We start from the raw sequence: 25,577 nt of genomic DNA on the forward strand, positions 1-25,577 counted from the left end.
CGCGGCCGGCATTCGGGCACTATGGAACAAGACAGACCTTGGGAAGAAGGGGACGCGATGACAGCCGAGAAGGTCAAGCTTCTGCACCACGTGGAAGCGATCAACTGGAACCGGATCGAGGACGAGAAGGACGTTGAGGTCTGGAACCGGCTTTGCAACAACTTCTGGCTGCCCGAAAAGGTCCCGCTGTCCAATGATGTGCAGTCCTGGGGCACGTTGACCGAAGACGAAAAGCTGCTCACCATGCGCGTCTTCACCGGCCTGACCCTGCTGGACACGCTCCAGGGAACAGTCGGCGCCGTCAGCCTGATCCCGGATGCGCTGACTCCGCATGAGGAAGCCGTCTACACGAACATCGCGTTCATGGAGTCGGTGCATGCCAAGAGCTATTCGTCGATCTTCTCCACCTTGTGCTCCACCAAGGAGATCGACGAGGCGTTCCGGTGGTCCACCGAGAACGAGAACCTGCAGAAGAAGGCCCGGATCATCGAGGGCTACTACTACGGCGATGACCCGCTCAAGCGCAAGGTCGCCTCCACGCTGCTGGAGTCCTTCCTGTTCTACTCAGGCTTCTACCTGCCGATGTACTGGTCCTCACGGGCCAAGCTGACCAACACCGCGGACCTGATCCGGCTGATCATCCGCGACGAGGCGGTGCACGGTTACTACATCGGCTACAAGTTCCAGAAGGGCGTCGAGGGGGAGTCCGAGGCGCGCAAGCAGGAGCTGAAGGACTACACCTTCGAGCTGCTCTACGAGCTGTACGAGAACGAGGTGCAGTACACCCACGACCTCTACGACGCCGTCGGCCTGTCCGAGGACGTCAAGAAGTTCCTGAACTACAACGCCAACAAGGCGCTGATGAACCTGGGCTACGAGGCGATGTTCCCGTCCACCGTGACCGACGTGAACCCGGCCATCCTCTCCGCCCTGAGCCCCAACGCGGACGAGAACCACGACTTCTTCTCCGGCTCCGGCTCCTCCTACGTGATCGGCAAGGCCGTCAACACCGAAGACGAAGACTGGGACTTCTAGGTCCTCCTCCCTCCCTCTTTCTTCCATTGGGGGATCGCGGCCGTCCCAGCAAGATGGTCGCCTCCGGGTAATATGAACGGCCTATCTGAGCAACGCTCAGGTAGGCCGTTCCTTTAGCTGCCTTCGGGAACGGCCGGAAGTGACTGGGACAGGCGCGCTTGTAACCGGAACAACCATCGATTCCAACTGTGAGGGGCGGAGAATATCTTGGATCTCTTGGGCGGGATGAGCCGCGACGAACTCCGCGTCTTTTCCTGGTGTGCGGCCGCCGTCTTTGCGCTAGTGGCCGGCGCGTGGCGTCCCCGCAGGCTTCATTGGACTGTTCTTGGTTCCGTCCTCCTCTTCGCGGCCCTTAATGCGGTTGCCGGGATCTACGTCCTGAACCATTTCCGTGATTCACGCTGGTCCACAGGGGGAGAACCGCCGCTGAGCGCTCCGTCGCTTTCCGGGACGCCTGTCGTGGGGGAGTTTCTGGGCCCGCTGGACACCGCTCTTGATGGAGTCGTCGGTGGCGTGAACGAGTTCCTGGCCTTCAGGCATGCGCTTCCCGTAGCGCTCGAGTTCCTTGCCGCGTCCGGCTGGGCCCTGATGGTGGCGTTCCCGCTGGGCATCCTCGCGGCCGGCATCAGTTACTCCGTGGCCAGGCGCCGGACGGCGCAGTTCGACCAGTATCGCGTCACCGTTGACCTGCTCAAAGATGAGCTCGAGCAGATCAAGCGGCAAATATCGGCAGGGGCATCGGTCGACACGGCACGCCCTGCCGGGGACGGGGTCACTGTCGTGCGGCCTGACTAACCCGCTCCGTTGGGCTTAAGTCCGCCCGTGACCCATCATGCAACTCCGGACACGCGGCGTCCCATCTCGGTTTTGGTCAGCCTTCGACTCGTATGTCGGTTTGCAGGTCACGGAGCGAGAGTCGGTCGGTCGCAGTGCGGAAGTCGGTAATCACACTATGCTGCGGATTGAACATTGCTTCCGCCGTGTACTCTGCATCGTCGATGTAAACCATCGAGAGACGAATGCCACCTTCTTGCCGTTCCACGCCCGTGATGCGCTGGTTGTCTTGGTGCCCGCCCCAGATGCGCATGCTGAGGGGATAAAAGAGCTGGATTTCATCAGGAAGCCAGTCCGGTCGTTGGAATCCGATCGTTTCGACTCTGTTGCCGGTCCTGATGACGCGGCCGTCGGAGGGATTGAACGTGATGCTGCCGCCATCGCCTTCGACGCTCCAGCTGTGCTCGCCATCGCTGATGCGGACTTTCGTGCTAACAATGTTTCCTTCGTGGTCGGTCCTGTCCACAACGCCCGACATGGGGTACCGCAGGACCGAATTGCGCACCGCTGACAACAATTCCAGCAATGCTTCGAACTCCTCGCGCCCGCTCACAACCACCTGCTCTCGACCGCAGACGCGGCACGTAAGTATTGAACCGGATAATCCCAACTTAGGCGCTGCGACCCCTTCATGCCAGACGTTGCCCTTGCTAGTTGAAAGCTGGTTCACTCTGGCTCTTTTGGTTCACTTGATCATTTTGATAAAGACGAGGGCAGAGGTGAGTCGCGTTCGATCTGTCAACGATTGGCGCCTTGGCAACCGGTGGAAGAGTTAGGTGCGGGAAAACCTTAACATGAGCATCGACATTGCTTCCGCCCCTAATGTACACCTTTGGGTGTGACGTTCTCGCCTGCCTCCTGATTTCCCATTCGCACGTGGGAGAAAAGGATGCATTTGATCTTGAGCGGTTCTAATTCACCCTCTATTCAAGAGGGTGGTGAAACTGCCCCGGAACCCATTGACACTCGGAAAACCGCAGACGTACGTTGGGCGCACTGTGCGCCTGGCTGGGGGAAGGAACGCAGGGACCGTGGTTCTCTCAACGGACCTGTCGCCATTACGGCATCCAACGGATATCCGTGCAGGACGAGCGAGCAGCCCTCCTGCCACGCCAGGAGTCTCATCATGATCATCAAGAAAACACTGCGCCTGCCCATTTTCATTGCCCTCGCGCTCGTTGCGGGGACCGCGCCGGCCGTTGCAACGCCCCAGGAGGAAGCCCCCACGCCTTGGCCGCCCGAGGACACCGGGGGGCAGTACTTGCCAGTCCCCGACGACTACTACGCTCCTATAGAGTTCGAGGCGTGCGGCACCACCGTCACCATGGAAGCCGGAGACGTCCGGGATGTTCACTACAAGTCCCGGGTGAAGCAGAACGGGTCCACGGTGCTGAAGTTCAAAGGAGATGCCACCGTGGACCTAACCCGTGCCTCGGATGGCGCCTTCATCGACGAACTCGACATTTCCGGATTGGCTTATCAATACATCTCAGCCGATGAGCTGACCGTTGTTGATCTCCTGGGAGGGCGCTCGATTGTGGCAGCAGCGAGCCCTGAAGAAGCCGAATCGATGGCCGAGGAAGGTTTGCCGGAGTTTGCCTACTACACACGGGGGTGGTTAGGTTTCTACAGCCAATTCTCTGAGGACCCCGAGATGATGGAGCCGATCGCTTCGGATATTGTGCTGAACACCACCCGGCATGTGCACGATGTGTGCGAAATGCTCGACGAGGCGGCCTGGGAGTGACGCCACCACCCGCCTCCTAAGGCTACAAAGGAGATGAGACGAGCTCAGGTTGCGCAGGACGCTGCCTTGGCGCCGACGGAGGCAAGGGCACCCAGCCCGACCGCCATTCCCTTGCAGGGACTGCAAGCCAAAACCGGCCTCTTCGAACTGACGGGTTTGGGCTTCTCAGCTCTCTTGTCGACGCCACGCCCAGCCAGAGAATCGGCCGAAAACGCGTTGATCGCGCTGCCGGGTTTGGTCCCGGCCGAGTGCACGGCCGAGATCGCGGCGGTGTAGCCGGCGGGGCCGGAGCCGATGATGATCAGCTGTTCGATGCGGATGTCGGTGCTCACGAAAGTCTCCCCTGATGCTCTAAGTCGGGTTGGTCTAATTGGTGGCCGGGATCAGGGATTCGATCAATCCCTCGATGCGGGTCTTGATCTCGTCGCGGATGGGGCGGACAGCGTCCACACCCTGCCCGGCCGGGTCCTCCAAGACCCAGTCCTCGTAGCGCTTGCCGGGGAAATAGGGGCACTCGTCGCCGCAGCCCATGGTGATCACGACGTCCGACTCCTTCACTGCCTCGGTGGTGAGGACCTTCGGGATCTCGGCGGACATGTCGATGCCGAGTTCGGCCATGGCCTCCACTGCGGCCGGGTTGACCTTGTCAGCGGGCTGGGAGCCGGCGGAGCGGACTTCGATAGCGCCCTCGGACAAGCTGGTCAGGAACGCCGCCGCCATCTGCGAACGCCCTGCGTTGTGGACGCAGACGAAGAGGACGGATGGCTTTTTGGTGGTATTGGTGCTCACGGGTTTCTCCTGTGGTTCGAATGGAATCAATATGGGGCCGGATACTCCGTACATCGACAACCATCAATGCTGCCTCGGTGCAGCGATGGAGCGGGGCGGACAACCAACCAAACCGACCACTCTGTCAATAAATGTGCTGGCGCTCGTCCTGCCCATGAGGTCAGGCGGCGCGCAAGCGTGGCGCGAGATCGCTGATGCGGGTGGAGATGTCGAGGAAGGCGTGTTCGAAAGCGTCCCTGGTGTTCACTCGAAGCGGGTCCGGAACAGACCAGTGAATTCCCTCCAGGTTCGGGAGTTCCTCGTGCGCGTTGTCGCACACAGTGACGATGAAATCGGCACTCGTTGCAACCTCAGCCAGCTGACGCGGCGTCGCGTTCCCGAGGGCGACGCCGTGGCGATGCGCGACGTCGACGGCCCCTTGGGCGACGCGGTCTGCCGGGCGCGTGCCCGCCGACGTCGCAGGGATTTCACTGACGCGCCGCCACAGGGCGGTCGCGAGCTGAGACCGTGCACTGTTGCGCGTGCAGACGAAGAGGACGCGGCGCACGCCGTGTTCACGCCGGGGCGACAGCCACTCCAGCGCCCCGGAGGTGAGTCTGATGTAGCTGCGCCGCTTATCCGCCTCCGAGCGGCGGCGGGTCGCGAGGCCGGCAGCTTCCAAGGTGCGCAGGTGGTGGGACAGCAGGTTGGAGGGGATGCCGAGCTCCGCCTGAAGCTCCGTCGGTGAGTAGTCTCCGAGCGTCAGCAGATCGACAATCCGCAGGCGGGCAGGGTCTGCGAGGGCGGCATGTTTTGCAACTCGCGCCTGAAAGTCCCCGTTTAGCTCAATAGTCATTGATTCAATTTTGACTGAGTTAATTTATTCGGTCAAGCTGGATCTCATGACTTCACAGCAGCCGCCCTTGTGGCGCCGCGCAATCGCCGAGCTGCTCGGGACGGCCCTGCTTGTTTGCATCGTCGTCGGCTCGGGCATTGCCGCGCAACAACTGTCCCCGAACGATGTGGGACTGCAGCTGCTGCAGAACAGTACCGCCACGGTGCTGGGTCTCACGGTGCTGATCCTCATGTTCGGGCCGGTCAGCGGCGCTCACTTCAATCCCATGGTTTCGCTCGCGGACTGGCTTCTGGGCCGGCGCAGCCGCACCGGCTTGACCCTTGCGGAATTGAGTACGTATCTGGTGGCGCAGATGGTCGGCGGGATCGGCGGCAGCGTACTCGCCAACGCCATGTTTGAGGTGGGTACGACCGTCTCGACCAAGGATCGAGCCACTGAGGGAACGTTGCTGGGCGAGGTGGTTGCGACGGCCGGGCTCATTCTGCTGATCTTCTCCCTGGCTGCCACTCGAAGGGGTATCCTTGCGGCTCCCGCTGTGGGTGCGTACATTGGCGCGGCGTACTGGTTCACGTCCTCGACGTCTTTCGCCAACCCTGCGGTAACGGTCGGCCGAATCTTCAGCGACACGTTTGCCGGCATCGCTCCGAGCTCCGTCCCCGGATTCGTGCTGGCGCAGATCATCGGTGCGGCATTGGGTATCGGCCTCCTTGTGCTCCTCTTCCCTGCGGCGTCGCGCATGGCCGACGACGTTGTTGTCCCGCACTCTTCCCAGAAGGACGGATCCTGACCCTCAGAGCATGAGTTGCGCGCCCGCCGGAATCGGCCTCCGGCGAATCGTGCGTTTGCGATCTCACCGAACCCTTGGACCTCGGCCAGCCCACCGTCTCCCACCACCTGAAAATCCTGGTGGATGCCGGCCTGCTAAACCGCGAAAAGCGGGGAACCTGGGCCTACTACTCGCTGGCACCCGGAGCCCTGGACAAAGCCGCGGGCATCCTGACCGACCTCTGAGCGCCACAGTAGCGTGCCCACGGCTGGGTCAGGGGTCCGTCTGAATCGGCAGGACCATGCCGGCACCGCCGTCGACGGTGACGCGTTGGCCTGTCCGAAGCAGCAGGGTCGCGTCTCCCGTTCCGACAACAGCCGGTATGCCGAATTCCCGGGCGACCAGAGAGGCGTGAGCCGCCAGGGTGCCGCCATCCGTGACGACCGCTGCCGCACGGGCGAAGAGGGGTGTCCACGCGGGCGCCGTCGACTTAGCGACCAGTACCTCGCCGTCGAGGAAGGTGTCGAAGTCCTCCGGCCCATGCATGACACGGACGATAGCTGTGATCCGGCCAATGCTCGCCGGCTGGCCTACGATGGCCCCTTCCGGCAGGTGAGGAGAACTTCTTGCTGCTTCCACTGCGCGGGCGATCGGATCGCCGATGAACTTGCCGGGATCGCCCAAGGTCAGCGGTGCAACGAGTTTCCGCTGCCGTTGCCAAGCGCCGCGTCGGCTGGCCACGGGCGGCCGCGCACCCGCAGACGGTCGGGTGACCTCATCCAACCTCAGGAAATGCAGGTACGATGCGTCTTCGATGATGCCGCTGGCGACCGACAGTTCGCCGAGGCGGCGGGCGCAGCGGCGTAGCACCGGCCATCCCAGGCTTAGGTCGCGAGACTGTTCTTCCCGCAGAACCGCGTAGTGTTGGGCCACTTCAACGAGGGCATTGAAACGTGCGAGTACTTTTGGTTGATCCTGGAGTGCCTTGCGTGCTGTTGCTTCGGTCTGGGCACGCTGAACGCGAAGAGCTTTGGTCTTCCCGGTAGCCGGCAGTTGTTCAACGCTCCGGTGCTGGGGCATTGCTTCTCCGGCGGTGGGGTGGTACCAGTCCAGGGAGTAGACCGCGTGGGGAACCTGTGCTGATGCGGTCCCCGCCAGACCGCGAAGGAGCGCCTGATGTCCGGTTTCTCCTGCCGCCGTTCCGTGCAGAGGCGCGGCCAGATGCTTCTGCCAGAACCGGGCGAGTGCGGTTTCCATCTTCCAAGCAGATCCGCCGACGACGGCAAGTGACCAAAGATAGATTCCGGCCCGGCGGCACAGGGCATCCACGAGTTCGACAATCCCGGCTCGGGATGCTGAATCGACCTCCTGTTCAGCTTTCCGCACGAGCTCGCGGTAATCGGGCAGCAGCTGGTTGCGCCACCGCAGTTCCAGGCCATGGAGAACTGCGTGATGCGCTGCGGCAGGATTGGTGGAGACGCGGATGAGAGTGTTGAACAGGAACCAGGGTGCCCGGCCGTGGCTGTCGAAAATTGCTTGTGCGAGAAGCCTTAGCGACGGCACCGGCGGGGAGTTGTAGTACCACCCGTTGACGGAGGCATATCGGAAAGGCACCCGCACGCGGGCGTCGGCCTGCATGCCGTCAAGGTATCCGGACTCAATCCGGGGCAGGAGCCAGTCCTGGAACAGCGGCGTCATCGGTTCCGGCAGCCATTCACCGAGGCGGAAGTTTCGTGACCACAGGCCTTTGCCTGGCGCCACCCAATCGACAACCTCCGGCATGGCCGTCATGGGGCGGGCCTGCAGAAGGAACAGCACGCCCGCCGGGTCGATGACCCATTCAATGTCCTGCGGGACTCCGGCACGGGCCGCGACATTGCGGGCCAGCTCCGCTACTTCCCGTGCCTGAACTCGAGTGAGGGTGCCGGCGTTCCGCGTACAGACGGCGTCCTGAGCCCGGACAGTCCATTGTTCCCCGACGGCGTCGCCGGCCACGAGGGATTCCCCGAGTCCTTGGACGGCAGTGATGATGGTTTCGTCTCTCTCCCCGGTGAGGGGATTGGAGGTGAACGCGACGCCGGCGGCCAGCGGCTGGACCATCTGTTGAACGAGCACCGCCATGGAAGCGGCCGCCGGTTGTGGCTGACCTGACGCTCCGCGTGCTGACTCATATGCCGCCACCCTATAGTGCGCAGCGGACGCCAGGCAGCGCCTGATTGCACCCTCGAGATCATCCCGTGCGACGTTGAGGTACGTCTCGTAAAGGCCCGCATACGAGGCGCCGGGCAGGTCCTCGGCAGGCGCGGAGGACCTGACCGCAAAGGGCCCCGGACCAATCAGGTCGGCGGCGTCCTGCAAGGCGTTGGCGATGTCGTTCCGGTCGGAGGCCTCTGAGGTAACCACGAAGCCCGGCGGAACATTAATCCCTCCGCCGAGAGGGCATCGAGCACGGCCGCTTTGGTGCCCAGCACTGCCGGCCCCGCGCTGACTGCACCAAGCCGCGGAAACGTTTCGTTGATGCCCATCATCGGCCTTCTCCATGAGCCCCTCATCTTGGTTATTCTCGGTCTGCTTCTTCGTCGTCGTCACGGAGTTCTTCGAAGACCTCGAATGGCGACTCGACATCTCCCCTCCATGCCTCGATGCCTTCGCGGACGGCAAGGGCTGCAACCACCAGAGCCGCGATCGAATCTGCCCAGGTCCACCCGAACAAGGTGTTCAGAAGTAGACCAATCAGCACAGTCCCGGACAAGTAGATGCAGAGCAATAGTTGTTTGGCATCTGCCTGAACGCTCTTCGAGTTCAACTCACGCCCGGTCCGGAACTCGAACCACGCGAGCACGGGCATCACGATGAGACTCAGTGAAGCGATACCGATGCCGAGGGGGCTGTGCTCGACCTTTTCGATGCCCGAAAGAGCCAATACTGCGTCTATGGTGACGTAGGCCGCTAAGGCGAAAAAGGCAATCCCGATTGCGCGGACAGTCACTTTCTCCCAACGTTCGGGATCTTTGCGTGTGAACTGCCAGGCGACCGCTGCCGCGGAGAGAACCTCGATGATGGAATCGAGGCCGAAGCCGATGAGCGCGGCAGACGAAGCCATGGAGCCGGCCCAGATCGCGACAATGGCTTCGATCACGTTGTACGTGATGGTGGAAGCGACAATGAGTCGCACACGGCGGTGCAGTACTAAACGCCGCTCGGCAGAGAGCGCAGTTGGTGCTGTCATCGGGACCCCTCGCAGCACCCGGGCAGCGGGCATGCCGGGTCGGCGCAGGGTTTGTTTTCGTCCACCATCAGTGTCACTTCAACGAGGGCCCGTAGAGCGTTCGCCAGGTGGGGGTCGGCGATCTCGTACCGGGTTTGCCGACCTTCAGGTTCGGCAATGACGATGCCGCAATCACGAAGGCACGTCAGGTGATTGGAAACATTCGAACGCGTCAAGTTCAGGCTGCGCGCGAGGACGGCAGGGTAGCTTGGCCCCTTGAGCAGGGACATGAGGATGGATGCTCGGCTTGAATCGGCCATGGCCCGCCCAAGGCGATTCATGACATCCAGCCTCGAAGTTATAGTCAGCATGGACTGACTATACAGTTGTTGCTGAACTATCGCACAACCAAAAGGGGTGCCTCTGCTCGGATGGGCAATAACTCGAAGAATCTGGTGCGGGAAATAACCTTAATTCGGGCATAGACATCGCTTCCGCCCCTAATACTCACCTATGGATGTGACGTTATCGCCTGCCTCCTGATATCCCATTCGCAACTGGGAGAAACGGTGCATTTCTTTTTGCACGGTTTTATACACCCTTAATGAGAAAGGGTAGTGGGACTGCGTCAGAACTCGTTGACAGTCGCAGAACCGCAGGCGTAGGTTGACCGCACTGTGCGCCTGGCTGGGGGAGGAACGCAGGGACCGTGGTTCACTCAACGGACCTGTCGCCACTACGGCATCCAACGCATCTCCCTGCAGGATGAGCGAGAAGCCTCCTGCCCGCCCAGGAGCCCCATCATGATCACCAAGAAGACACTGCGCCTGCCCATTTTCATTGCTCTTGCCCTCGCCGCGGGGACCGCGCCGGCCATTGCAACGCCCCAGGAGGAAACCCCCGCCCCTTGGCCGCCCGAGGACACCGGGGGGCACTACCTGCCCGTCCCCGACGATTACTACGCTCCAATAGAGATTGAGGTGTGCGGCACGACCGTCACCCTGGAAGCTGGAGACGTCCGGGATGTCCACTACAAGGCCTGGGTAAAAGAGAACGGGTCAACGGTGGTGAAGTTCCGGGGCGGGTCCACCGTGGACCTGACGCGCGCCTCGGACGATGCCTTCATCGATGAACTCGACGTCTCCGGTCGGATGGTTCAACATTTCTCGGCCGATCGGCTGACCGTCACGGATTCACTCAGGGGTCCCTCGATCATTTACCCCTTAAGCGACGTTGACGCCGCGGCTCTGGCCGAAGAAGGCTTCCCGGAGTTTTTCTATTATGACCGGGGGTGGCTGAGTATTCAGGCCCACCTGTCCGAGGACCCCGAAGAAGAGCCAACATCGGTGGATATCCTGCTGAACACCACGCGGCACGTGCACGATCTGTGCGAAATGCTCGACGAGGCGGCCGGGAAGTAATACGTTCTCCTCCCCGGGCCGGGGAGGAGGAACCGAGGACGGCGCCTTAGAGGGCGTCAGTCGTGCCAGCTGCGGGGACGCGAGGCGGCGCTCTTAGTCCTGTCGCTTGGCGTAGTCACTGTATCCGTGCCAATCAAGGACCACGCACTGCTCATCGCCTACGACCCAGGCATCGTGACCGGGCGGAACCGACATAAGGTCGCCGACAGCGAACTCGTTTTCCTCGCCGTCGTCCATGACGATCTTGAGTCGTCCGGACAACACATAGCCGGTATGGGCCACCTGACAGCTGTCCGTCTTAGCGATGGGTTTCACGTGCTTGGACCACTGCCAACCGGGTTCGAAAACCGCTCGCCCGACGGGGCCTGACTCGAGATTGATCAGATCCAGCTTCCCCTTACCGTCCTCGAAAGGCCGGGTTTCTTCGGGCTCGTCCAGACTCTTGCGGATCATGGGTGACATGAGGGTCTCCTTTGAACCAACCTGCCCTGCACACACAAGTGTGGCAGCACGCCGGGAACAGGGTCAACGCGTGTCGGCATGGCCAGGGGCCGTCACCAACCGCCGCGCGTCGGCGTATGTCCCTGTCGGGCGTCATCGGGCATCGCCATTTCGGCCCGCAGGCCCAAGAGCCGGATGGGACGACCCCCTTCGATTCCGGCTGCGAGGTCCAGGGCCCGCGCGAGGATTTCGTTCCGGTCGAATGTCTCGGGGATCTTCCTAGCGTGGGTCTTGGTGAAGAAGGGTGCGTACCGGACCTTCAGCGTCAGCCCGACAACGGGCCGTCCCTCGGCCACAACGTCCTCAAGGACCCGCGCTGTCAGCTCCCTTACGGCGCCGTCGACCTCGGCGGGCTCAGTCAGGTCCCGCTGGAAGGTGGTCTCCCGGCTGTGCCCCCGGGCAACCCACGGGGTGTCGTCCACGACGCTGGCGCCGTCCCCGCGTCCGAGTTCCGCGTACCAGGGCCCCATCTTAGGGCCGAACTCCGGCACCAGCTCTTGGGGGTCGGACGCGGCGAGCTCGGCAACGGTGTTAATGCCGAGCTTGGCCAGCCGGCCCGACACCTTGGTGCCGACGCCCCACAGGTCCTTGGTGGGCCGGCCGCCCATGACGTCAAGCCAGTTCCCGGCGGTGAGACGAAAGACGCCGGCGGGCTTGCCGAAACCGGTGGCGACCTTGGCGCGGACCAGAGTGTCGCCGATGCCCACGCTGCAATGCAGCTGCGTTCGCTCCAGTACGGCGGCCTGCACCTGCCGGGCGTAGGCTTCCGGATTCTCTGTCTCGACGCCGACAAAGGCTTCATCCCAGCCCAGCACCTGCACGGTGGCGCCTGGCTGCGCTCGCAGCGTATCCATCACCGCTTCTGACGCCGCGAGGTACGCCTCGTGATCGACGGGGAGGATGACGGCGTCGGGCACTTTCCGTGCCGCCGTGCGCAAGGGCATTCCCGAACCCACGCCGAACGCCCGGGCTTCGTAGGATGCGGTCGACACCACAGCCCGTTCCGTGGGGTCGCCCCGGCCGCCGACAATGATCGGTTTGCCCGCAAGCTCCGGCCGTCGGAGCACTTCGACCGCAGCGATGAACTGGTCGAGATCGACGTGCAGCACCCACGGGATTCCGCTCACGCCACCAGTCTGCCCTAAACGCCCTTGGCAAGCATCGGCCCGCCACCGGTATGGCCGTCTCCTTGGCCTTCTCCCTTGTCATCGGTTACGGCGCCCCAGCAATCTTCAGCCCGCCCAAAGTCCTCGACGTCATCGTCGAATTGCGATGACGGAGGGCGGACCCTCAGCGTGCATGAATCCGCGCGAAAACGGCCCTTGGCATCCGCCGCTGACCGGAGGACGATTAAAGGACCGACACGAAGGAGGTTCGTGATGTGCTACGCCTCGAATAGGGATTCCCGCTGGGGCTTCCGCAAGGAAGCCGCGACCACGCCGGAAACCCGCCGCGAAGACAAGGACACCGGGCGCGAAACCTGGACGAAGACTGATGACTCCGAAGTGATTGCCTTTCTGGACAAGTCAACAGTGGAAGAGCCAGCCAGCGACCGGACCACGTAGCCGAAACCGTACGGGACAAGTGAAGCCCCGCAGTAACTCTGCGGGGCTTCACTGCGCCTACTGGCTCGGCGATTCATCCGGGTCGAAATCCTCCAGCGGGGCTCCCAGCCGGTCGTCCGCCATCCCGCCCTCGAGCGGATCGGACAGGGTCTCGTCCACGGGACGCTCGGAGTCCGTATCGATCCCGGCGTCCACCAGTTCCGGCGGCACCGCGTCGGCGCCCTCATCCGGGATGACTGGGTCTTCACCCTGGATGTTCAGTTCGGGATCCGGCAGGGTCTGTTCGTCCTCCGGGCGGTTCTGCTCGCTCATTGCAGCCTCCTTCGATCGTGATCCACCTTGCGTTGAGATTGCCACCGTAACCCGGACGAGCCCTGAGGGAAACAGGCAGGGCAGCCGGAAAAGCGGCCGGTGCGTGCTTACCGCCCGAAGCCGGACCGCCGGCGTTGCGGAAACGGGACGAGGTCCAGGTCCTTGGCGGCAACCACCTCGGCCCCTCCTGCCCGCGCCCTGGCCTGTTCCTCGAGCGGGGCCAGGTTGGGATAGCGCGAGGAGAAATGGGTCAGCACCAGCGTGCCCACACCGCCGCCGGCGGCGAGTCCGCCGGCCTGACCGGCGGTGAGGTGGCGGTGCCGGACGGCAAGAGCCCCGTCGTCGTCGCTGAAGGTGGACTCGGCCACGAGCAGGTCGGCGCCGTCGGCCAGTTCCTCCGCCCCGGCGCAGACCGCGGTGTCCATTACGAAGGCGAAGCGCTGTCCCGGGCGGGCCACGCTGACATCCTGCAGCCGCACCCCCTTCCAGGTTTCTTCCCGCTGCAGGCGGCCCACGTCGGGGCCGGAAATCCCGGCGGCAGCCAGCCGGTCGGGCAGCAGGGTGCGGTCGTCGGGTTCGACCAGCCGGTAGCCGTAGGCCTCGATCCGGTGGTCCAGGGGTCGCACCTCGAGGCCGTCCGCGATGGCCCCGGCGCCGCCGTGCGGGTGCAGGCGCAGGTCAAGTCCCGGGGAGGCGAGTGAGACCAGGGCCCGGACCACATCAGCACCGGAGGCCGGGTAGTGCAGATGAACCGGATGCTCAACGCCGTCCAGGACCATGCGCGAGAGCACGCCGGGCAATCCGTAGCAGTGGTCGCCGTGCACATGCGTCAGACAGATACGCGTGATCCGGCTGGCCGAAACTCCGGCGAGGATCATTTGCCGCTGCGTTCCCTCACCCGGGTCGAACAGCACTCCCTCGCCGTCCCAGCGCAGCAGGTAGCCGTTGTGGTTGCGGCTCCGGGTAGGAACCTGCGAGGCGGTGCCCAGGACGACAAATTCGCGCATGCGGCCGAGTCTGCCATCGCGGATGCGCCGGCGGCCACCGCTGAAGCGCGCCGGCGCGGCCGGACGGGGAACCTGCGATCGGCGCATGAACGACGGCGACGCATTGCTGGCTCGCAACGGGGCTGGGAAAATGTCAGGAAAAGCCCGGTGGCCGAGCATCGGGCCCAAGTCGTACCGGAGGCGGTGTCTGACGAGTGAACAGCAGGGCAGCGGGTGACAACGGCCGGCGGCTGGAACGCGCCGCGGAGCTGCGGGCGTCACGCGAACGCGGGCCGGCCGACGCGGAGGAAGAGGAGCGGGCGGAGGCCGAAGAGGAGAAGCACCGGAAAATCCGGGAGCTGGACACCTCCCGGCGCGCGGACTACCTGATCCGGGATGCCATGGCCCGCGGGGATTTCGATGACCTGAAATACGCCGGAAAACCGATACCCAACCTGGGCAACGGGTATGACCCCGACTGGTGGCTTAAGGGGCTGATCGAGCGCGAGAACCTTACGGGGCTGGGCCCCGAAGCCCTGCTGCTGCGGACCGAGGACGCCGAGCTGGACGGACGCCTGGACCAGCAGATCTCTGACCGGCGGGTGCGCGAAATCCTGGAGGACTTCAACGCCCGGGTGGTCAACGCGCGGCGACAGTTACAGGGCGGCCCGCCGGTGATCACCAAGACCCGGGACGTGGAGTATGAACTGGAACGCTGGCGGGAACGCCGGGCGGCCAGGGCGGCCGCGGCGGCACGCGAGGAACCGGAGCCCGAGCCCAAGCGGCCATGGTGGCGCCGGATGTGGGACGTGACCGAATAGCCGGGCGCTACTTCCGCTGGGCGGCCGGTGTCCGGCGCAGGGCGGCCAGCTCCCTCTTCACCTGCCGCTTGGCGACAGGGCGAAATCCCGCCGCCACATAACGGTCGCGCACGGCGCGCTCGGAACGGAAGATTGCCCAGCCCCGCTTGAGCAGGAACGGCAGTGGCTTGCGGTGCTCCCGCAGGTCGCGCACCAGGCGGCGCACCGCCGTCGTGATGGGGGAGACCCTGATGAAGACGGGGTCAACCTCCGCCCCGAGGCCGCGCAGCCGACCGAGCACGGCGTCGGCGAAGATCCCCTCGGCAATCACCGGCCCCTCCGAGAGTTCCACGGTGCGGTGCCCGCTGTAGCTGGAGGTGGCGATGGAGTAGTTGGGGATCCGGGTGCTGCCGGTCTCCAGCAGGTCCATTATGGCGCCGGCCGCGGCGCCGCTGTTCCAGGTGTCGGCATGGTCCCAGTCGATTTCCCCGTACGGGGTGAGCGGCATGGGGGACGCGCCGGTGTGCTCGCTGATCTCCCGGTAAAACGCGTCGAGCTCCACATGCGGACGGCCGAACCGCGCTGCCAGGTAGGACTTACCGGAGCCGGAGACGCCGCCGAGCAGCACGAGCGGTGTTTGGGGAGAAGTCACATGGCTATTATTCCGTGTCCGGCACGGTGACAAGGTCCTCGAATGCCCGGCCCCGGCGCGGACGGCACTTTATGGCCCCGGGCCGTAAAATGGCAGGGGCATCCGCCGCGACCGGCGGCGCGGATCAGCAGGTTCAGGAAGCAGGCATCACTTTGGAGCAGTCGGCGCAGGGCCCTGGCGGGCTCGACTGGGTCCGCCAGCCGGAGTCGTTCGGCGCGGAGGCGGACCTGCAGTTTGGTCTGGCATTGCTGGCCGCGGCCAAGCAGGGACGGCTCGGCCCTACCATGCGCGTGTACCGTCCGGCACCGACGGTGGCGTTCGGGCAGCGGGACGCGCATCTGCCCGGCTTTCCGGAGGCGGCCCGCCGCTGCCGCGAACGTGGATTCGAACCGCTGGTGCGCAAGGCGGGCGGCCGCGCCGCGGCCTACCACGAAGGCTGCCTGGTGCTGGACCATGTGGAACCGCTGGCCGATGCCATTGCCGGCGCGAAAAAGCGTTTCGGCCGGTTCGGGGAGCTGATCGCCGGCGGCTTGCGGGCCACCGGGCTGCAGGTCGGCGTGGGCGAAATCCCGGGGGAGTACTGCCCGGGCGAGTTCAGCATCCACGGCGCGTACCCGGTCGAGCCCCTGCGCCGGATCAAGCTGGTGGGCACCGCGCAGCGGGTCGTGGCCGGTGCCTGGCTGTTTTCCTCCGTCGTGGTGGTGGAGGATGCGGCACCGCTGCGCGAGGTCCTCACGGCCAGTTACGACGCACTCGGCCTGGACTGGGATCCGGCAACGGCCGGCGCGGCCGAGGACCTGCTGCCCGGCCTCGGCGTGGGCTCGGTGGAGCGGGCGCTGCGGGCGGCGTACGCCGGCTACGCCGACGTGGCGGACGGGGCGTTTCCCGACCTGCTGGCCCGCGTGCAGGTCCCGGAACCGGCCCCGTTGTAGTCGACGCCCGGCCCGCCTAGTCTGGAGGGGACTTCGAGTCCCGGCAGCGGAGGCACACCATGGACGGGCCAGCGCAGCACGGTCCGGATACCCTCGACGACGCACTGGGCCGGCCCCTGCGGGATCTGCGGATCTCCGTCACCGACCGGTGCAACTTCCGCTGCGTGTACTGCATGCCCAGGGAAGTGTTCGGCCGCGACTTCGTGTTCCTGCCCAAGGACCAGCTGCTGACCTTCGACGAAATCGTCCGGGTGGCCCGGATCGCCGCCGCCGAAGGGGTGGAGAAGCTGCGGCTGACCGGCGGCGAACCGCTGCTGCGGCGGGGAATCGAGGACCTGGTCGCCGGGCTGGCCGGGCTCCGCACGCCCGAAGGCCGTCCGCTGGACCTGGCGATGACGACCAACGGCTCGGCGCTGGCCCGCAAGGCCGAGGCGCTCAAGGCGGCCGGGCTGTCCCGGGTGACCGTCTCGCTGGATTCGGTTGACGACGCCACCTTCCGCGCAATGAACGACGTCGACTATCCCGTCGCCGCGGTGCTGGAGGCCATCGAGGCCGCGGCCGCGGTCGGGCTGGGCCCGGTCAAGGTCAACATGGTGGTCAAGCGCGGCCAGAACGACGGCGGCGTCCCGGCCATGGCGCGCCACTTCCACGGCACACCCCACATCGTCCGGTTCATCGAGTACATGGACGTGGGCACGACCAACGGCTGGAACCTGGCGCAGGTCGTCCCGTCGGCTGAGATCGTGCGGCGGATCGATGCCGACCTGCCCCTGGAACCGCTGGCACCCCGGTACCCCGGCGAGACGGCCACACGCTTCAGGTACCGCGACGGCGGCGGCGAAATCGGGACCATCTCCAGCGTCACGCAGGCGTTCTGCCACGGCTGCACCCGCGCCCGGCTGAGCACCGACGGGAAGCTGTTCACCTGCCTGTTCGGCACCGGCGGAACGGATCTGCGCGCCCTGCTGCGCGGCGGCGCGGACGACGGCGAACTGACGCGCGTGCTGTCCGGCGTCTGGCGGGGCCGCTCGGACCGCTACTCGGAACTGCGCAGCGCCGAGACCGCGGGCGTGGCCGCCGGAAACGAGACCGGTCCGGCGCCGCGCGAGGCGCCCCCGGCCACCGGTTGGCCAGGGCAAAGGGTCGAGATGCACTACATCGGCGGCTGATCGGTCGGCCGCACCGCAGCCGCGCGTGGAACCGATGGCGCCACCGCCGGCAAGCCGGATCCGGCCCCGGACAGCACACCGCCCGCACCCGAACCGGAATACGGTCGGGCGCGGGCGGTGCGGGACTGGGCCCGGACTTACTCAGTGGCCGCGGGCAATCCACTCGTCGAGCTGCGGCGCTTCGGCGCCGATGCTGGTGGAATCGCCGTGACCGGTCTTCACCGTGGTCTCGGCCGGCAGCGTCAGCAGCCTGCCCTTGATCGACTCGATGATCGTTTCGAAGCTGGAATAGCTGCGGCCGGTGGCTCCCGGACCGCCGTTGAACAACGTGTCCCCGCTGAACAGCACGTTCTGCGATGCCAGGTGGAAGCAGACCGATCCGGGGGAGTGGCCCGGAGTGTGGATGGCCTGCAGCCGCGCCCCCGCGATCTCGAAGGTGTCGCCGTCCTCGATCGCGTGGTCGGGTGCGCTGTCCGGGAAGACGGCGTCCCAGAGCATCCGGTCGGCGTCGTGCAGGTAAACCGGTGCCTTCACCAGGTCCCGGAATTCACCGACGGCGCGGATGTGGTCGTCGTGACCGTGCGTGAGCAGGATGGCCTTCACCGTCCGGGAGCCGACGGCGTTGGCAATGGCCTGCGGATCATGTGCCGGGTCGATGACGATGACCTCGGTGGCGTCGCCGACGATCCACACATTGTTGTCCACGTCCCAGGTGCCGCCGTCCAGCGAGAACGTGCCCGAGGTGACCAGGTTTTCGATTGCGGCGCTCATGCGACCTCCACCACCGAACGCAGCACCTTGCCCTCGTGCATCTTGTCGAACGCGGCCTCAACCTCGTCGAGCTTGATCCGCTCGGTGACGAAGGCGTCCAGGTCCAGGTTGCCCTGCTTGTAGTGGCTGACCAGCATCGGGAAGTCGCGGGACGGCAGGCAATCGCCGTACCAGGAGGACTTCAGCGAGCCGCCGCGGCCGAACACGTCCAGCAGCGGCAGTTCGATCTTCATGTCCGGCGTGGGGACTCCCACCAGGACCACGCGCCCGGCCAGGTCGCGGGCGTAGAACGCCTGCTTGTAGGTTTCCGGACGTCCAACCGCTTCAATCACGACGTCGGCGCCGTTGCCGCCGGTGAGCGCCCGGATGGCCTCCACCGGGTCCTGTTGCTTCGAGTTGATCCCGTGCGTGGCACCCAGCGACTTGGCCAGCTCCACCTTGTTGTCATCGATGTCGACGGCGATGATCGTGGTGGCGCCGGCCAGCTTGGCGCCGGCGATGGCGGCGATGCCCACGCCGCCGCAGCCGATCACGGCCACGGATTCGCCGCGCTTGACCTCGCCGGTGTTGATCGCCGCGCCGATGCCGGCCATGACGCCGCAGCCGAGCAGTCCGACCGCCGCCGGGTCGACGTCGTCGTCCACCTTGGTGCACTGGCCGGCGGCCACCAGGGTCTTCTCGGCAAAGGCACCGATGCCCAGGGCGGGGGAGAGCTCGGTGCCGTCCTCGAGGGTCATCTTCTGGGTGGCGTTGTGCGTGTTGAAGCAGTACTGGGCTTCACCGCGCCGGCAGGCCCGGCACTCGCCGCACACTGCGCGCCAGTTCAGGATGACGCGGTCGCCGGGCTCAAGATCGGTCACGTCGGGGCCGACGGCGCTGACCACGCCGGTGGCTTCGTGGCCGAGCAGGAACGGGAAGTCGTCGTTGATCCCGCCCTGCTTGTAGTGCAGATCGGTATGGCAGACGCCGCAGGTGAGGATGTCCACCAGCGCCTCGCCCGGGCCCGGATCGGGAACCAGGATGGTTTCGATGGAGACCGGAGCATTCTTTTCCAGGGCCACTACTGCCCGAACCTTGTGAACCATGCGGGAGTGATTCCTTCCTAGCGAAGTCTGGCGAGGCCGTCGTCGGCCGTCCTGCCCCATCCTAGGAACAAAACAGGGGCGCCACAATTTCCAAAACGATTGTTATGGAAACTGCGGCGCCCCGTGGCCCGCGGTCCGGATTCCGCCGGTGGAGCCTGCCGCTGCTAGACGCCCAGGCGTTCCTTGACCAGGGAGAGCGGCGGGTTCGTGGCGCTGCTGCCATCCGGGAAGAGCAGGGTGGGAACCGTCTGGTTTCCGTCGTTGAGCTTCTCGACGAGCTCCGCGGTGCCGGGGACCTCTTCGATATTAATCTCGGTGTAGCCGATGCCCTGCGCATCGAACTGGGTCTTCAGGCGGCGGCAGTACCCGCACCAGGTGGTGGAGAACATGGTGACGGTTCCGGCAGCAGGTGTGTAATCCAAGATGGCTCCTTCTGGTCTGAAAGCTTGTGTACATGTCAACGTCGCACCGGGCGCGGTCATTCCCGGCGCCGGCCGCGGCGGCTGCCGGGCGGGGAGTACCGCCGGGGTGCGAGGCCGTTTCGGGCCGCGCGCCGGGCTTCCGCCGCGCGGCTGGACCATAATGGAGGCATGTGCGGCAGATACGTCATGGCCCGGAGCACCGGCGACCTGGTGGCTTCCTTCGACGTCGATGAGTCCTATGTCGAAGAGATCCAGCCTTCCTACAACGTGGCTCCGACCGACGAGGTCCCCTTGATCATCGACCGCAAGCAGGCCGACGGCGAGGGAGTGTCCAGGAAACTCATCCTGGCGCGGTGGGGCCTCGTGCCGCCGTGGGCCAAGGACCCCCGCTCCGGCGCCCGCCTGATCAACGCGCGGATGGAGACCGTGACGGAGAAACCCTCGTTCCGAAAGGCGGCGGCCAGGAAGCGCGGATTGCTTGTTGCCGACGGGTATTTCGAATGGCAGAAGACCGAGGACGGCAAGATCCCGACCTACCTGCACGGCGCAGGCGACGAGGCGCTGGCTTTCGCGGCTTTGTTCGAGAACTGGCCCGACCCGGCCCTGCCCGAAGACCACCCGGAGAAGTGGCTGCGCACCTGCACCATCATCACCACCCAGGCGGCCGATGCGCTCGGGCATATCCATGACCGGACACCGCTGATCGTTCCGCCCGGCCTCTATGCGGACTGGCTGGATCCGGAAACAACATCCGAGGCCGACGTGCGGCAGCTGCTGGAGGCCATGCCCGAACCGCATCTTGTCCCGCGGCGGGTCAGTTCGAAGGTGAACAACGTGCGCAACAACGGGCCCGACCTCATCGACGAGGCAGCATGAGCGCCGTCGGGCGGCCCGGAAGCGGGGATCGTTCCCTGAGCGGTGTCCCCGCAGCCATTGTGCGCCGGCCCCGGCTGCCGGAAGCTGGGATGGAGTAGCCGCACCCGCGGCGCCACGGCGGGAACCAGGGGAGGAAGCCAATGTCCGGACGGTACGTGGCCAGTTCGACGGCGACCATTGCGGCGCCGCCGGACCGTGTCTGGTCCGTGATCACGGACCCCGAGGCCATCAGGGGATTCATGTTCGGCACCGACGTGCAGACCGATTGGAGCGTTGGCGGGCCCATCCGTTGGCGGGGCGAGTGGGAGGGCGAGGCGTACGAGGACAAGGGCCAGGTGCTGGAGTTCGAACCCGGACGGCGGCTGGTCGTCACGCATTTCAGCCCGCTGTCCGGCCGGGAGGACTTGCCCGAGAACTACCACCGTCTCGTCTGGACGCTGGAGGAAGTTCCGGGCGGCACGGAGTTCACGCTGTCGCAGGACAACAACGAGACCGCCGAGGCGGCGGAACACTCCAAGCTGATGTGGGACAAGCTGGTCGGCGACGTGAAGTACCTCGCCGAGCACGACGGCTAGGCTCCTTGGCCGCCGCACGGCACGCACCTGGCCGTCCTACCTGCACGGTAGGCCGTGCTGCTGCACTTAGCCGCAGTGCGGCCGCGCGCTGAGCCGACGTCGGCGGGAGGCCCGATTTTGTCAGTGCCCGAACCTAGGCTTGATCTTGGATTCGAATACATATTCGAATAGAATAAGAGGGTCAAGTTCTTCGGCGGGCGTGTTGGCAGGGGCGCTCGCCGGGGATTATGACCCGTTGTCCAGATGAAAGGCGACTGGGACATGGGTGTTTTCAGCGAAGCAGTTGACGTTGTGTGTTCCCCTGCCGGACAGCCGCTCCGGCTGCGCTGGCAGGGCAGGAGCTACCGCATCGTCGCGGAACCGGTGCGTTGGTACGAACGCCGCAAATGGTGGGCGGAGGAACTGCGTGCGGAACGGGGCCGGGGCGCGGGACTGGTGGACCATGAGATCTGGCGGGTGCAGGCGCGGCTGAACGGCCGGTCGCAGATCCGCACCCTGGACCTTTCCCATCAGGTGGATACCGGACGCTGGCGCCTGATCCGCGTCCATGATGCCGTCCGGGAGCTGAGCGCCTGACCGCACCACGGTACCCGCCGGCCTTTCTGTCAGCCCCCGGTTCGCCCCGGCAGTCCGCCGGATGCCGATCCCGAGACCCGACCGTTGTTTGGAATGTCCATGAGCTTTACCCACCTGCACGTATCCACGGCGTACAGTGCCCACTACGGTGTCTCCTGGCCGGAGGAACTGGCCGCTGCGGCCGCTTCCTTCGGAGCCGACGCCTTGGCCTGCACCGACCGGGACGGTCTCTACGGCACGGTCAAGCACCTGAAGGCATGCCTGGCGACGGGGATGGATCCGATAGTCGGCGTGGACCTGGCCGTCCAAGACGGCGGCGGTCGGGACACCGGCCGCGTTGTGGTGCTGGCCCATGGCGGGAACCAGGGCAGCGGTTACCATGCGCTCTGCCGCCTGGTCTCGGAAGCCCACGCCGGCACGGCTGCCCGCGGGCGTTCCGCCAGCCGCCGGACGCCCGGCGTGACGGTGGATCAACTCGCCCGGCATGCGGGCATTCCGGACGGCGGACCGGCCCTGACGGTGCTGGTGGGTCCTTTTTCCGACGTCGGACAGGCGCTGCGCCGCCGTAGCTACGCCGAAGCCCGCCGGCTGGCCGGACGCTGGCGCAGCGGACTGCCGGCCGGGGCGCTCGCAGTGGAAATTGTCTCCCACCTGAGTGCCCCGGGGGAGAATCTCAGTACCGCCCACGCGGTGCGGATGCTTAACCTGGCCGGGGAGTTGAATCTTCCCGCAGTGCTGACCAACGCCGTGCGCTACTGCGAAGAGGACGGCGCCGCCACTGCAGATGTGCTGGACTCGGCGAGGGCGCTGACAGCCTTGTCCAAGCTGCCGGATCTGCAGCCGAGCGCCCAGGGCTGGTTGAAATCCCCCGACCGGATGCAGGCCCTGGCGCGGGAAATCGTGCAGGCAGCCGGCGGCGGAAGCAAGGACGTCATTCGCCTGCTGGCCACGACGGAAGCGGTGGCCGACCGGTGCCGCATGGATCCTTACCGGGACATGGGGTTCAAGCGCCCGGTGGTCCCCGAAGCCTCCGTCATCGGGATCGACGGGGATCCCGTGGCCGAGCTGGTCCAGCGCTGCGAAACCGGCATCGCCGAACGGTTTGGCGGAATGTCCGGACGGGCGGAGAAGGAACTGCGGGACCGGCTGGCCCATGAGCTGGGCATCATCTCGCGGCTGGGCTTCGCCTCCTACTTCCTGACGGTGGCCGAAGTGTCGCGCATGATCACCGGGATGGGCGTGCGCGCCGCGGCCCGGGGGTCGGGTGCCTCGAGCCTGGTGAACTATCTGCTCTACATCAGCCACGTGAACCCCCTGGACCACGGGCTGATCTTCGAGCGCTTCCTCTCCCAGGACCGTTCCACCCTGCCGGACATCGACATCGATGTGGAAAGTGCAGAGCGGCACAACGTCTACCAAAAAATCTTCGACCGTTTCGGCAGCCAGCGGGTCACCCTGATGAGCATGCAGAACGGTTACCGTGCCCGCGGGGCGGTCCGCGACGCCGGCTTGGCGCTGGGCCTGCCGGAGGAGGAGATTTCGGGCATCGCCAAACAGCTCTGGCGGTTCTCCGCGCGCCAGTTCCGTGAGGCTATGGCGGAGAAGCCGGAGCTGCGCGCGTTTTCCGCCCAGGTGGAGCAGGACCAGCAGCTGGACCTGCTGGTGGATTTGACCGAACGGCTGGACCGGCTGCCCCGGCATATCTCCATGCACCCCTGCGGCGTGATCCTGGGCGACAGCTCGCTGTTGGACCGCACCCCTACCCAGCCAAGCGGGCTGGGTCTGCCGATGAGCCAGTTCGACAAACACGACATGGACCCGATGGGCATGCTCAAGCTGGACGTGCTGGGCGTGCGGATGCAGAGTTCCATCGCCTACGCGCTCAAGGAAATAGCCCGCATACATCCGGGCAAGGACGCCGTGACGGCAGCCGGCCGGCATCCGGTGGGCGAGGACGGAACCGGGCCCGACTACATTGCCGCGGACGGGACCATCAACCTGGAACAGGTCCCGCTGGACGACGAGCCGACCTATGAGCTGATCCGCAGCACCCACACCCTGGGATGCTTCCAGATTGAATCGCCGGGCCAGCGCGAGCTGGTGGGCAAGATGGCCCCGCGGGACTTCAACGACCTGATTATCGACATTTCGCTGTTTCGTCCGGGGCCGATGCAATCGGATATGGTCCGGCCGTTCCTGGAACACCGCCATGGCTGGGCGCCGGAGCGCTTCCCGCACCCCGATTTGATTCCGGTCCTCAAGGAAACCCACGGCGTCACGATCTTCCACGAACAGGTCCTGCGGACCTTCGACGTATTCACCGGTTGCGGACTGGCCAAGGCGGACGAATTCCGCCGGCTGCTGGGCAACGAGGAAGCCGAACCCGCGGTGGAGGAATACTTCCGCAACGCCTCGCTGGACCGGGGGTATCCGCCGGAGGTGGTCGAGACGGTGTGGGGCACGCTGAAGTCCTTCGGCAGCTTTGGCTTCTGCAAAGCCCACGGGGCCGCCTTCGCGGTGCCCACCTACCAGACGGCCTGGCTGAAGGCCCACCACCCCGAGGCGTTCCTGGCCGGGTTGTGGCAGCACGATCCGGGAATGTACCCGCTGCGCCTGCTGGTGGCCGAAGCGCGGCGGCTGGGCATCCCGATCCTGCCGCTGGACATCAACCGCAGCACCGACCGCTACCAGGTGGAACGCGTTCCCTCCGGCAGCGGCGAAAAGCTGGGGATCCGGCTGAGCCTGACCGGCATCTACGGGCTCTCGGCGGCCGAGCTCAAACGCATCGTCGCCGGCCAGCCGTACGAATCGCTGGCCGACCTGCGCGCGCGGGCCAAGGTCGGCAAACCCGCGCTCAAACGCCTGGCCCAGCTGGGCGCCTTCGACGAACTGAACCGCCGGACCGGCCAACGCGGCGGCCGGGCGGCCAGCCGGACGGATTTGGTCTACCATCTGGACCAGCCGGACACCCGCCCGGTTCCCCAGCGCTACCAGCCCACCGAGGGCCAGCTGTCCCTACCGCTGGGGGACTTGGAGCTGCGCCATCTGGTTCCGGTCTTCCCGGAACCGACCACGGTGGACAAGGTGCGCACCGAACTGGATCTGCTCTCGATCGACGCCAGCTCCCACCTGATGGAGAGCTACGCTCCGCTGCTGGCCCAACTCGGAGTCACCCAGGCCAAGGACCTGCTGCAGATGCGCAACGGGAGCGAAGTAATGGTGGCCGGCATCCGTGTGGCCACCCAGACACCGCCCATGCGCGGCGGCCGTCGGGTGGTTTTCATCAGCGTGGACGACGGCACCGGCTGCGTGGACGCCACCTTCTTCCAGGAAGCCCAGGAACGCTCCGGCCCGTTGCTGTTCGGCACCGAGATGCTGCTCATCCGCGGCCTCACCCGGCGGACCGGCCCCAGGGGAATCGGGCTGCAGGCGCTGGAGGCGTGGGACCTTTCGGACACCGCCAGCCTGCCGCTGCCGGGGCACCCTGTTCCTTCCGGGGCCGCTGCAGGACGGGGGCCGGCAACACCGGCGGCAGGACGAGGGCCGGCAACACCGGCGGCCGGCAGGGACGCCGCCCGCCAGGAAAAGCTTGGAACTGGCGAACTTGCCCGCCGCATGGCCGCCGAAGGACTGGATCACCGCGTTCCGGCCGGGTCCTGGCTGGCCGGTAGCCACGGGAACCGGGCAGGATGATGCGCGGCCAGAGGCGGCTCGCCGGCT

General features: G+C 65.6%; 28 protein-coding genes and 1 pseudogene. 14 read left to right on the plus strand and 15 right to left on the minus strand.

Translation table 11 applies throughout. The features are described 5' to 3' along the window. Positions 1-57 precede the first annotated feature (57 nt). Both nrdF and AC5RW2_RS07020 read left to right on the plus strand, forming a co-directional pair. Positions 58-1,035: a class 1b ribonucleoside-diphosphate reductase subunit beta gene (nrdF, locus tag AC5RW2_RS07015; protein WP_494073851.1), complete on the plus strand. Its 978-nt coding sequence runs from the start codon at positions 58-60 to the stop codon at positions 1,033-1,035. A gap of 225 nt (positions 1,036-1,260) precedes the next feature. Continuing rightward, complete coding sequence (locus AC5RW2_RS07020) at positions 1,261-1,830, plus strand: hypothetical protein (RefSeq protein ID WP_494014089.1); 570 nt, start codon at positions 1,261-1,263, stop codon at positions 1,828-1,830. A 76-nt stretch (positions 1,831-1,906) separates the two neighbouring features. Here AC5RW2_RS07020 and AC5RW2_RS07025 read toward each other — a convergent pair whose 3' ends face one another. Continuing rightward, a complete protein-coding gene (locus AC5RW2_RS07025) occupies positions 1,907-2,539 on the minus strand; it encodes a hypothetical protein (protein ID WP_494014088.1) in 633 nt (210 codons plus the stop codon). A gap of 456 nt (positions 2,540-2,995) precedes the next feature. Here AC5RW2_RS07025 and AC5RW2_RS07030 point away from each other — a divergent pair, with 456 nt between their 5' ends. Then, on the plus strand, positions 2,996-3,616 hold the full coding sequence (locus tag AC5RW2_RS07030) for a hypothetical protein (RefSeq protein ID WP_494014087.1): 621 nt from the start codon (positions 2,996-2,998) through the stop codon (positions 3,614-3,616). Positions 3,617-3,660: 44 nt separating this feature from the next. On the opposite strand, the gene AC5RW2_RS07035 is transcribed toward AC5RW2_RS07030, so the two are convergent. The 3 genes from AC5RW2_RS07035 to AC5RW2_RS07045 all read right to left on the minus strand — a co-directional run bounded on the left by AC5RW2_RS07035 (position 3,661) and on the right by AC5RW2_RS07045 (position 5,240). Then, on the minus strand, positions 3,661-3,948 hold the full coding sequence (locus tag AC5RW2_RS07035) for a hypothetical protein (RefSeq protein ID WP_494014086.1): 288 nt from the start codon (positions 3,946-3,948) through the stop codon (positions 3,661-3,663). Positions 3,949-3,982: 34 nt separating this feature from the next. Continuing rightward, positions 3,983-4,405, minus strand: coding sequence for an arsenate reductase ArsC (locus AC5RW2_RS07040; RefSeq protein WP_494073852.1), 423 nt, complete (start codon positions 4,403-4,405; stop codon positions 3,983-3,985). 160 nt (positions 4,406-4,565) lie between these two features. Continuing rightward, on the minus strand, positions 4,566-5,240 hold the full coding sequence (locus AC5RW2_RS07045; protein WP_494014084.1) for an arsenate reductase/protein-tyrosine-phosphatase family protein: 675 nt from the start codon (positions 5,238-5,240) through the stop codon (positions 4,566-4,568). A 46-nt stretch (positions 5,241-5,286) separates the two neighbouring features. Here AC5RW2_RS07045 and AC5RW2_RS07050 point away from each other — a divergent pair, with 46 nt between their 5' ends. Beyond that, positions 5,287-6,027 carry an aquaporin gene (locus AC5RW2_RS07050; RefSeq protein WP_494073853.1) on the plus strand — a complete coding sequence of 247 codons (741 nt, stop codon included), beginning with the start codon at positions 5,287-5,289 and terminating at the stop codon, positions 6,025-6,027. A 35-nt stretch (positions 6,028-6,062) separates the two neighbouring features. Then, positions 6,063-6,251, plus strand: a pseudogene (locus AC5RW2_RS07055) (ArsR/SmtB family transcription factor); the annotation flags it as partial. A 28-nt stretch (positions 6,252-6,279) separates the two neighbouring features. Here AC5RW2_RS07055 and AC5RW2_RS07060 read toward each other — a convergent pair. The 3 genes from AC5RW2_RS07060 to cmtR form a co-directional block, all read right to left on the minus strand. Then, positions 6,280-8,409 (minus strand): PEP/pyruvate-binding domain-containing protein, encoded by a 2,130-nt coding sequence (locus tag AC5RW2_RS07060; RefSeq protein ID WP_494073854.1) that lies wholly within the window; start codon positions 8,407-8,409, stop codon positions 6,280-6,282. 154 nt (positions 8,410-8,563) lie between these two features. Next, positions 8,564-9,235 carry a cation efflux transmembrane domain-containing protein gene (locus AC5RW2_RS07065; RefSeq protein ID WP_494073855.1) on the minus strand — a complete coding sequence of 224 codons (672 nt, stop codon included), beginning with the start codon at positions 9,233-9,235 and terminating at the stop codon, positions 8,564-8,566. Then, positions 9,232-9,585, minus strand: a complete 354-nt coding sequence (cmtR, locus tag AC5RW2_RS07070) for a Cd(II)/Pb(II)-sensing metalloregulatory transcriptional regulator CmtR (RefSeq protein WP_494025970.1) — start codon at positions 9,583-9,585, stop codon at positions 9,232-9,234. The genes AC5RW2_RS07065 and cmtR overlap by 4 nt, the downstream gene beginning before the upstream one ends. 432 nt (positions 9,586-10,017) lie before the next feature. On the opposite strand from cmtR, the gene AC5RW2_RS07075 reads away from it, so the two are divergent. Continuing rightward, positions 10,018-10,635 (plus strand): hypothetical protein, encoded by a 618-nt coding sequence (locus AC5RW2_RS07075; RefSeq protein WP_493999852.1) that lies wholly within the window; start codon positions 10,018-10,020, stop codon positions 10,633-10,635. Between the two features lie 93 nt (positions 10,636-10,728). On the opposite strand, the gene AC5RW2_RS07080 is transcribed toward AC5RW2_RS07075, so the two are convergent. After that, positions 10,729-11,097 (minus strand): cupin domain-containing protein, encoded by a 369-nt coding sequence (locus AC5RW2_RS07080; RefSeq protein ID WP_493999851.1) that lies wholly within the window; start codon positions 11,095-11,097, stop codon positions 10,729-10,731. Positions 11,098-11,189: 92 nt separating this feature from the next. After that, entirely contained in the window at positions 11,190-12,263 is a 1,074-nt protein-coding gene (locus tag AC5RW2_RS07085) for a DNA polymerase IV (protein WP_494073856.1), read from the minus strand. 252 nt (positions 12,264-12,515) lie between these two features. Here AC5RW2_RS07085 and AC5RW2_RS07090 point away from each other — a divergent pair, with 252 nt between their 5' ends. Continuing rightward, complete coding sequence (locus AC5RW2_RS07090) at positions 12,516-12,701, plus strand: hypothetical protein (protein WP_493999849.1); 186 nt, start codon at positions 12,516-12,518, stop codon at positions 12,699-12,701. Positions 12,702-12,758: 57 nt separating this feature from the next. On the opposite strand, the gene AC5RW2_RS07095 is transcribed toward AC5RW2_RS07090, so the two are convergent. Continuing rightward, positions 12,759-13,013 (minus strand): hypothetical protein, encoded by a 255-nt coding sequence (locus tag AC5RW2_RS07095; RefSeq protein WP_494073857.1) that lies wholly within the window; start codon positions 13,011-13,013, stop codon positions 12,759-12,761. 107 nt (positions 13,014-13,120) lie between these two features. Next, entirely contained in the window at positions 13,121-14,020 is a 900-nt protein-coding gene (locus AC5RW2_RS07100; RefSeq protein ID WP_494073858.1) for a ribonuclease Z, read from the minus strand. Positions 14,021-14,214: 194 nt separating this feature from the next. Between AC5RW2_RS07100 and AC5RW2_RS07105 the strand changes: the two genes are divergently transcribed. Then, positions 14,215-14,820, plus strand: coding sequence for a DnaJ family domain-containing protein (locus AC5RW2_RS07105; RefSeq protein WP_493999846.1), 606 nt, complete (start codon positions 14,215-14,217; stop codon positions 14,818-14,820). 7 nt (positions 14,821-14,827) lie between these two features. Here the strand turns inward: AC5RW2_RS07105 and AC5RW2_RS07110 are convergent, their stop codons facing one another. Beyond that, a complete protein-coding gene (locus AC5RW2_RS07110; protein ID WP_494023005.1) occupies positions 14,828-15,451 on the minus strand; it encodes a uridine kinase family protein in 624 nt (207 codons plus the stop codon). Positions 15,452-15,603: 152 nt separating this feature from the next. On the opposite strand from AC5RW2_RS07110, the gene AC5RW2_RS07115 reads away from it, so the two are divergent. Next, positions 15,604-16,383: a lipoate--protein ligase family protein gene (locus AC5RW2_RS07115; protein ID WP_494073890.1), complete on the plus strand. Its 780-nt coding sequence runs from the start codon at positions 15,604-15,606 to the stop codon at positions 16,381-16,383. Positions 16,384-16,442: 59 nt separating this feature from the next. Beyond that, complete coding sequence (gene moaA / locus AC5RW2_RS07120; protein ID WP_494073859.1) at positions 16,443-17,552, plus strand: GTP 3',8-cyclase MoaA; 1,110 nt, start codon at positions 16,443-16,445, stop codon at positions 17,550-17,552. A gap of 141 nt (positions 17,553-17,693) precedes the next feature. Here moaA and AC5RW2_RS07125 read toward each other — a convergent pair whose 3' ends face one another. The 3 genes from AC5RW2_RS07125 to AC5RW2_RS07135 form a co-directional block, all read right to left on the minus strand. After that, positions 17,694-18,323 carry an MBL fold metallo-hydrolase gene (locus AC5RW2_RS07125; RefSeq protein WP_494073860.1) on the minus strand — a complete coding sequence of 210 codons (630 nt, stop codon included), beginning with the start codon at positions 18,321-18,323 and terminating at the stop codon, positions 17,694-17,696. Further along, complete coding sequence (locus AC5RW2_RS07130) at positions 18,320-19,408, minus strand: S-(hydroxymethyl)mycothiol dehydrogenase (RefSeq protein WP_493999841.1); 1,089 nt, start codon at positions 19,406-19,408, stop codon at positions 18,320-18,322. Before AC5RW2_RS07130 ends, AC5RW2_RS07125 begins: the two co-directional genes overlap by 4 nt. 164 nt (positions 19,409-19,572) lie before the next feature. Next, positions 19,573-19,830 carry a glutaredoxin domain-containing protein gene (locus AC5RW2_RS07135; RefSeq protein WP_127512700.1) on the minus strand — a complete coding sequence of 86 codons (258 nt, stop codon included), beginning with the start codon at positions 19,828-19,830 and terminating at the stop codon, positions 19,573-19,575. 168 nt (positions 19,831-19,998) lie between these two features. Here AC5RW2_RS07135 and AC5RW2_RS07140 point away from each other — a divergent pair, with 168 nt between their 5' ends. The 4 genes from AC5RW2_RS07140 (at position 19,999) to AC5RW2_RS07155 (ending at position 25,550) form a co-directional block, all read left to right on the plus strand. Then, entirely contained in the window at positions 19,999-20,706 is a 708-nt protein-coding gene (locus tag AC5RW2_RS07140; RefSeq protein WP_494073861.1) for an SOS response-associated peptidase, read from the plus strand. Between the two features lie 140 nt (positions 20,707-20,846). Next, positions 20,847-21,281: an SRPBCC domain-containing protein gene (locus AC5RW2_RS07145; protein ID WP_494073862.1), complete on the plus strand. Its 435-nt coding sequence runs from the start codon at positions 20,847-20,849 to the stop codon at positions 21,279-21,281. A 261-nt stretch (positions 21,282-21,542) separates the two neighbouring features. Further along, positions 21,543-21,857, plus strand: coding sequence for a DUF6504 family protein (locus AC5RW2_RS07150; RefSeq protein WP_493977563.1), 315 nt, complete (start codon positions 21,543-21,545; stop codon positions 21,855-21,857). Positions 21,858-21,956: 99 nt separating this feature from the next. Further along, complete coding sequence (locus AC5RW2_RS07155; protein WP_494073863.1) at positions 21,957-25,550, plus strand: DNA polymerase III subunit alpha; 3,594 nt, start codon at positions 21,957-21,959, stop codon at positions 25,548-25,550. Positions 25,551-25,577: the final 27 nt, after the last annotated feature.

The sequence above is a fragment of the Arthrobacter sp. B0316-1-20 genome (assembly GCF_059091865.1).